Origin of the sequence: Gallibacterium genomosp. 2 (genome assembly GCF_000771895.1) — a bacterium.
Lineage (GTDB): Bacteria > Pseudomonadota > Gammaproteobacteria > Enterobacterales > Pasteurellaceae > Gallibacterium.
This window is the reverse complement of sequence record NZ_JPXY01000009.1, coordinates 1-6,581: the sequence shown is the minus strand read 5'-3', so window position 1 is coordinate 6,581 and position 6,581 is coordinate 1. Positions and strand designations below refer to the sequence as shown.

Here is a 6,581-nt window from a genome sequence, read left to right as displayed (position 1 = left end):
GTGCATTGCCTCCAATTCCCATAATTTATTACGCCGATAATAACTTGGTGTAACCTTAAAAATGTACTTAAATCGACGTGTAAAAGATTGTTGGGAATCAAATTGATATTTTAATGCGATCTCAAGGATAGTTTTTTTCGTCAACCTCAACTCAACAGCCGCTTTCGTCAAACGACGAGCACGAATATAGCTAGCCAGTGTGACCCCTGTTACTTTTTTGAACAGCCGCTGAAAATACCACTTGGTATAACCCGCTTTATTCGCCACATCATCAAGCAGTAAAGACTGATCTAAATTATGTTCAATCCATAATAGAACATCTTTGATAACCGTTGTATGAAACTGCTTATCATCATATCTTAATTGGATGTTATTAGCTTTATTTTGATAGCGAGAATGCTGTTCAATATACATAAAATAACCTAAATGTTCTTAAGATTGTCACGACCACATCATCATGATACCATAAACATACTGACGGTATGTTATTTTAAATCTATCATGGAAAATAAAAATCATCAACAAGAAAATTTTAAGAGTACCTATCAATCACTGGTTAACTCAGCACGAATATTGTTTGTTGAAAAAGGCTATCAAGCTGTTTCAATAGATGAGATCTCGGGAAAAGCGTTGGTGACCAAAGGTGCCTTTTATCATCACTTTAAAAATAAAAAACAATTACTCAGTGCCTGTTATAAGCAGCAATTAATTATGATTGATGCCTACATCACAACAAAAACTGATTTAACAAATGGTTGGTCTGCCTTAGAAAGTATATTTGAACATTATCTTGATTATATTATTGATAATAATAAAAACCTTATCCCTATCCAAGAAGTGATGCCTATCATTGGTTGGAATGAACTTGAAAAAATTAGCCTTGAATACATTACTGGTAAGGTAAACGCCATTGTCAGCAAATTGATCCAAGAGAACCAACTTAAAGCTTATGATGATGATGTGCTTAAAAACTTACTCAATGGCTGGTTTATGCATATCGCAATACATGCGAAAAACCTAAAAGAGCTTGCCGATAAAAAAGGCCAATTTATTGCTATTTACCGCGGCTTTTTATTGAGCTTGAAAGATAAATAAAATAGATAGGTTTTATTTGAAGCTAAATCTTCTTTATCGTAAAAAATGCCCTCTTGGGTTATCAAGAGGGTCATTATATTTCGCGGAATAACATCATTTGGTGACGAAATAACTAAGCACTTGTCTCCTGTTTACTCCCCTGAGCTTGAGGGGTTAACATGAAGGTCATCGATAGCAGGATAATAATACAGTAAAACGCTAAACCAATAATCCAAATCCAGCCATCCCAAATTGGTAGTGAATGATTATAAATAACAGCAAACAGTAATGGGCCAATAACACCGGTTGCATTGGTAAGGCTCACCAATAATCCCTGTAAAGCACCTTGCTGATGACTCTTTGTTTGGATAGACATCACTCCCTGTAATGCAGGTAAAGCGATCCCACCACCAGCCAATAAAATTAAAACAGGGAAAACTAACCAACCTTCAGATATAAACGCTAAAAAGGCAAATGCACTACTATCTGCAATAAATCCGAGCAGTACTGCCGTTTTTTCGCCCCATTTAGTGGCTATTCTTCCTGCCACAAAGGCTTGGAATACTGAGTGTAAAAGACCAAGACCCGCTAATGAAAAGCCAACCATCATGCTATTCCATCCAAAACGATTTTCGGTAAATAGCACCCACACCGTTGCGGGAATTTGGCCTATCAATTGCGCTGAAAAATAAATAATCAACAAAATGGGCATCGTTTTAAATAAAGTGATGTATACCGAATTCGATTGCGTCTCAACCCCTACTTCGGTATCTGTATTATCACGTGTATTTTTGGTTTCACGGAACCAAAACATAACCACAAGGAAAGCGACAATATTTAGCAACGCAGCGATAAAAAAGGGACTATGCGGTGAAATCTCTCCTGCAAAACCACCAATAATAGGCCCCGCTATTAAACCAAGCCCAAAACTTGCCCCTAACCAACCGAACCACTTCACGCGTTGAGAAGCTGAGGTGGTATCGGCAATGACCGATGCCGCGACAGCCCCAGTAGCTCCTGTGATCCCTGAAAGCAAACGGCCTAAATACAGCATCCAAAGCGCACTTGAAAAAGCCAGCAATAAGTAATCCAGCGATGCGCCTATTAATGACAACAACAGCACTGGGCGCCGACCAAATCGGTCAGACATTTTTCCAAGCCAAGGAGCAAAGATAACCTGCATTAACGCATAAAGTGCAAGCAATACGCCAAAGTGGTTAGCGATATCTTCCGAAGCAATAAATTCACGTAATAACGTTGGCAAGACTGGCATGATAAGGCCAATCCCCATGGCATCGAGTAACGTAATTACCAATGCGATCTTTGTCGAACTATTCATTTCACTTTTCTCTATCACTGATAAGGAGTGGTAAAATAACTCTATCAATGATAGAGTGTCAACAAAAATTAGGAATTAATGATGTCTAGATTAGATAAAAGTAAAGTGATTAACAGCGCATTAGAGCTGCTTAATGAGGTCGGAATCGAAGGTTTAACAACCCGTAAACTCGCCCAGAAGCTAGGTGTAGAGCAGCCTACATTGTATTGGCATGTAAAAAATAAGCGGGCTTTGCTCGACGCCTTAGCCATTGAGATGTTAGATAGGCACCATACTCACTTTTGCCCTTTAGAAGGGGAAAGCTGGCAAGATTTTTTACGTAATAACGCTAAAAGTTTTAGATGTGCTTTACTAAGTCATCGCGATGGAGCAAAAGTACATTTAGGTACACGGCCTACAGAAAAACAGTATGAAACTCTCGAAAATCAATTAGCCTTTTTATGCCAACAAGGTTTTTCACTAGAGAATGCATTATATGCACTCAGCGCTGTGGGGCATTTTACTTTAGGTTGCGTATTGGAAGATCAAGAGCATCAAGTCGCTAAAGAAGAAAGGGAAACACCTACTACTGATAGTATGCCGCCATTATTACGACAAGCTATCGAATTATTTGATCACCAAGGTGCAGAGCCAGCCTTCTTATTCGGCCTTGAATTGATCATATGCGGATTAGAAAAACAACTTAAATGTGAAAGTGGGTCTTAAAAGCAGCATAACCTTTTTCCGTGATGGTAACTTCACGGTAACCAAGATGTCGAGTTAACCACCCTTTAGATTCATAAAGCGAAAATAATGCGGCTCCAACGTACCCACCTAAATGGAAACGGCGTTCACTCCAATCTAAACACGCACAACAGATTTTACGTGAATGTTTGGAAGGAACGTCAATTCCCATTTCATGAAAATATTGAATACCACTTAATGTGATCATTGAACCATTTTCAGTGATCCATTGCTGTTGACAAAGGGAATCATAGATCTTAACGGCAACTTCGCCAGCTAAATGATCATAGCAAGTACGTGCTTTTCGTAAATGCACTGGCGTGGAAACTTTGGCATGTACGCCATGGTTTAAGGAGATCCCCATCATACTTTCCATCAATTCAGCAATATCTTTTCCTGCTAGCCGAAAATAACGATGCTTGCCTTGAGCTACTACTGTGATTAGCTGGCAATCTAATAATTTAGATAAATGACTGCTCGCCGTTGAAGCTGATATATTCGCCACAGAACTTAGCTCAGTGGCCGTCCAAGCTCGCCCATCCATCAAAGCACTGAGTATTTTAACTCGTGAAATGTCAGACATAGCCGCCCCTATCGCGGCTATTGAGGACTCAAAGGTAACCTCTTTTCGTATTAAATTAGCCATCGCAAGTTCACTTTATTGCCCAAGGGAGCGTAACAGATGCAGCCATACTATCATTGTCCGTTATTAATATCAGTTGGTTAGCATGGTCACTGTATTGCACTAAAATATTAATGTTATTCTCCGCCAATACTCGTGCTATTTCGCCAAGTTCCCCCGGTTTTTCCTGTTTTAACTTACGAATTAATGGTGTCCGGATCGCAAGTACTAACAGTCCAGCTTGCTCTAGCGCTATTTTAGCTTCCTTTCCTTGTTCAACAAGAAAATGAGCATGGCATTCATCACCAACCGTAAATATCCCTCCCCCTTCCAATCCAATACCTTTATTACCTAATGTTTTTCCTAGTAATGCTAATTGTCCTATTTGATTATCTAAAACAACGTGAACATCAAACATTATCCTTGTCCTTTTTAAATGAATATTCGCGAGTAATATGAGCAATACTAATTTTGTAAAAATCAAATATTGACTCTCGCCCTTCTTGTTGAGCTTTCGCATGTAAAACATGATTTTTCCATTGCAGAACTGCGTATTCGTTTTCCCACCAAGATAGCGATAACATTTTTCCTTCTGTAGCTAGACTTTGAAAACGTTCAATTGAAATAAAACCAGCTACATGACTTAATAGTGGTCTTAACTCCTCAGCTAAAGTCAAATAGCGAGTTTGTTGGTCGGGTTGTATTTGCACCTCAAATATTACAGCAATCATATTTTTCTCCGTTATTAATCAACAAACAGAGTAATCCACCCGAAAATTAACACTTCGATAAGCAACGAAATATAGAAAGGTCATGCTGCTGTTTTATGTTGTATATCACACTTCTTTAAATTGCTCGGCCTGCGCTTATCATGTTCTCCTTCTCTTATAATTTTGTTTATTATTTATACTTTTTTATTTTTTGCTATCACCGAAAATAGTGCGGATCCCGCATGGTATTTAGGTTTACCCATCATTAAATACCATTGTTGTTATTTTAATCTTTTTAATATTTCATGATTAAGATCACACTAAAATTATGACCCTATTAACTAAAAGTTATGGATACCCTAATAAAACTCATTGTTAAAGATTAGTTAACCAAAGTAACTTCATTTTTCACTATTGTTAAATTGTTATAGTGAAAATTCTGGTAAACTAATAGAGGTAAAAAAATGATCCTAGATGCCAGTTATACATTATTAGTCGCATGTATCGCGCTACTCATAGGAATGTTTGTCGTAAAATTTACCCCGTTCCTACAAAAAAACCACATACCAGAAGCCGTCGTTGGTGGCTTTATTGTTGCAATTGTTCTGTTAATTATTGATAAAACATCAGGTTATTCGTTTACTTTTGATGCTTCATTGCAAAGTTTATTAATGCTCACATTCTTTTCCTCTATCGGGCTAAGTTCTGACTTTTCTCGACTGATTAAAGGAGGAAAGCCGTTAGTTCTATTAACTATTGCAGTAACGATCCTAATCGCCATTCAAAATACTGTCGGCATGAGTATGGCTGTCATGATGAATGAAAGTCCATTTATTGGCTTAATTGCAGGTTCAATTACTCTAACAGGTGGTCATGGTAATGCCGGAGCATGGGGCCCTATTCTCGCTGATAAATATGGTGTAACAGGCGCCGTTGAATTAGCGATGGCTTGTGCAACACTTGGATTAGTGTTGGGTGGTTTAGTTGGCGGCCCTGTTGCCCGTCATCTTTTGAAAAAGGTCTCTATTCCTAAAACAACCGAGCAAGAGCGCGACACTATCGTTGAAGCTTTTGAGCAACCAAGCGTCAAAAGAAAAATCAATGCAAATAACGTTATTGAAACCATTTCAATGCTGATTATCTGTATTGTTGTTGGTGGCTATATCAGTGCATTGTTTAAAGATACTTTTCTGCAACTGCCTACTTTTGTCTGGTGTTTATTTGTCGGTATTATTATCCGTAATACACTGACTCATGTATTTAAACACGAAGTGTTTGAGCCGACCGTCGATGTATTAGGTAGCGTTGCTTTATCGCTTTTCTTGGCAATGGCGTTAATGTCATTAAAATTTGGTCAATTGGCAAGCATGGCAGGGCCAGTATTAATTATCATTGCTGTACAAACTGTTGTCATGGTGCTATTTGCCTGCTTTGTCACCTTCAAAATGATGGGCAAAGATTATGATGCTGTCGTGATCAGCGCGGGTCACTGTGGCTTTGGTATGGGAGCAACACCAACAGCAATTGCGAATATGCAAACAGTCACAAAAGCATTTGGACCATCACATAAAGCTTTCCTTGTCGTTCCTATGGTCGGTGCCTTTATTGTTGATATTTCAAACAGTATCTTAATTAAAATATTTATTGAAATTGGTACATACTTTACCTAATAGCTACACACTACTCGGCGTACTTCTCCTAACAATTTATTATAGGGCAGTATGCCGAGCCGCTTTCTTACCCCGTATATTCCCCTAGTCAATCTATTTAGCTTGCACGTTTACGAATTAATTCTCGTGACAACTAAACCAAAATTTGAATTATGACGAGTATATCTGATTATTTATACTTTATTCGTTAGAATAGTCCGTAGAAATAAATAATCAGTAGGCTACATGGAATGAAATTAAGACATCTCGATATCTTTTATGCTGTAATGACTTGTGGTTCCTTAACGCGTGCGGCTGAAGTTTTACATATTTCTCAACCCGCGGCGAGTAAAGCACTCAAACATGCTGAGCACTGAGAGATCCCCTCATAATTTCCCCAAAACGTAACCATGTGTGAATAGATTTTGAGTAAGCAGGGTTGCAGCCACGAGTGAGTCTTCCCT

Annotated in this window: 9 protein-coding genes; 4 read left to right on the top strand and 5 right to left on the bottom strand. The window is 38.4% G+C overall.

Features of this window, described 5'->3' with window-relative positions; all coding sequences use genetic code 11:
* Nucleotides 1–414: helix-turn-helix domain-containing protein (locus tag P375_RS01965; protein ID WP_000275180.1), on the bottom strand; the 414-nt coding region annotated here is incomplete at its 3' end.
* 87 nt (nucleotides 415–501) lie between these two features.
* Between P375_RS01965 and tetC the strand changes: the two genes are divergently transcribed.
* Complete coding sequence (gene tetC / locus P375_RS01960; RefSeq protein WP_000428546.1) at nucleotides 502–1,095, top strand: tetracyline resistance-associated transcriptional repressor TetC; 594 nt, start codon at nucleotides 502–504, stop codon at nucleotides 1,093–1,095.
* Between the two features lie 112 nt (nucleotides 1,096–1,207).
* Here tetC and tet(B) read toward each other — a convergent pair whose 3' ends face one another.
* Entirely contained in the window at nucleotides 1,208–2,413 is a 1,206-nt protein-coding gene (tet(B), locus tag P375_RS01955; protein WP_001089068.1) for a tetracycline efflux MFS transporter Tet(B), read from the bottom strand.
* 81 nt (nucleotides 2,414–2,494) lie between these two features.
* On the opposite strand from tet(B), the gene tetR(B) reads away from it, so the two are divergent.
* Nucleotides 2,495–3,118, top strand: a complete 624-nt coding sequence (gene tetR(B) / locus P375_RS01950) for a tetracycline resistance transcriptional repressor TetR(B) (protein ID WP_000088605.1) — start codon at nucleotides 2,495–2,497, stop codon at nucleotides 3,116–3,118.
* Here the strand turns inward: tetR(B) and P375_RS01945 are convergent.
* The 3 genes from P375_RS01945 to P375_RS01935 all read right to left on the bottom strand — a co-directional run bounded on the left by P375_RS01945 (nucleotide 3,096) and on the right by P375_RS01935 (nucleotide 4,489).
* The gene (locus P375_RS01945; RefSeq protein WP_001280391.1) at nucleotides 3,096–3,719 is read right to left on the bottom strand and encodes an ArsR/SmtB family transcription factor; all 624 of its coding nucleotides are present in this window, start codon (nucleotides 3,717–3,719) and stop codon (nucleotides 3,096–3,098) included. The two genes, tetR(B) and P375_RS01945, sit on opposite strands and share 23 nt — an antisense overlap.
* Before the next feature lie 70 nt (nucleotides 3,720–3,789).
* Nucleotides 3,790–4,176, bottom strand: a complete 387-nt coding sequence (locus P375_RS01940; RefSeq protein ID WP_000460651.1) for a hypothetical protein — start codon at nucleotides 4,174–4,176, stop codon at nucleotides 3,790–3,792.
* Nucleotides 4,169–4,489 carry an antibiotic biosynthesis monooxygenase family protein gene (locus P375_RS01935; RefSeq protein WP_000562370.1) on the bottom strand — a complete coding sequence of 107 codons (321 nt, stop codon included), beginning with the start codon at nucleotides 4,487–4,489 and terminating at the stop codon, nucleotides 4,169–4,171. The genes P375_RS01940 and P375_RS01935 overlap by 8 nt, the downstream gene beginning before the upstream one ends.
* 443 nt (nucleotides 4,490–4,932) lie before the next feature.
* Here P375_RS01935 and gltS point away from each other — a divergent pair, with 443 nt between their 5' ends.
* Together gltS and P375_RS12955 are read left to right on the top strand one after the other, a co-directional pair.
* Nucleotides 4,933–6,138: a sodium/glutamate symporter gene (gene gltS, locus P375_RS01930; RefSeq protein WP_000599533.1), complete on the top strand. Its 1,206-nt coding sequence runs from the start codon at nucleotides 4,933–4,935 to the stop codon at nucleotides 6,136–6,138.
* 230 nt (nucleotides 6,139–6,368) lie between these two features.
* A complete protein-coding gene (locus tag P375_RS12955; protein ID WP_001303004.1) occupies nucleotides 6,369–6,494 on the top strand; it encodes a LysR family transcriptional regulator in 126 nt (41 codons plus the stop codon).
* Nucleotides 6,495–6,581 lie beyond the last annotated feature (87 nt).

Excerpts from the sequence above, each read along its gene's own strand:
- tetC (WP_000428546.1), top strand. The coding sequence starts at position 502 with ATGGAAAATAAAAATCATCAACAAGAAAATTTTAAGAGTACCTATCAA.
- P375_RS01945 (WP_001280391.1), bottom strand. The coding sequence starts at position 3,719 with ATGTCTGACATTTCACGAGTTAAAATACTCAGTGCTTTGATGGATGGG.
- P375_RS01940 (WP_000460651.1), bottom strand. The coding sequence starts at position 4,176 with ATGTTTGATGTTCACGTTGTTTTAGATAATCAAATAGGACAATTAGCA.
- P375_RS01935 (WP_000562370.1), bottom strand. The coding sequence starts at position 4,489 with ATGATTGCTGTAATATTTGAGGTGCAAATACAACCCGACCAACAAACT.
- gltS (WP_000599533.1), top strand. The coding sequence starts at position 4,933 with ATGATCCTAGATGCCAGTTATACATTATTAGTCGCATGTATCGCGCTA.
- P375_RS12955 (WP_001303004.1), top strand. The coding sequence starts at position 6,369 with ATGAAATTAAGACATCTCGATATCTTTTATGCTGTAATGACTTGTGGT.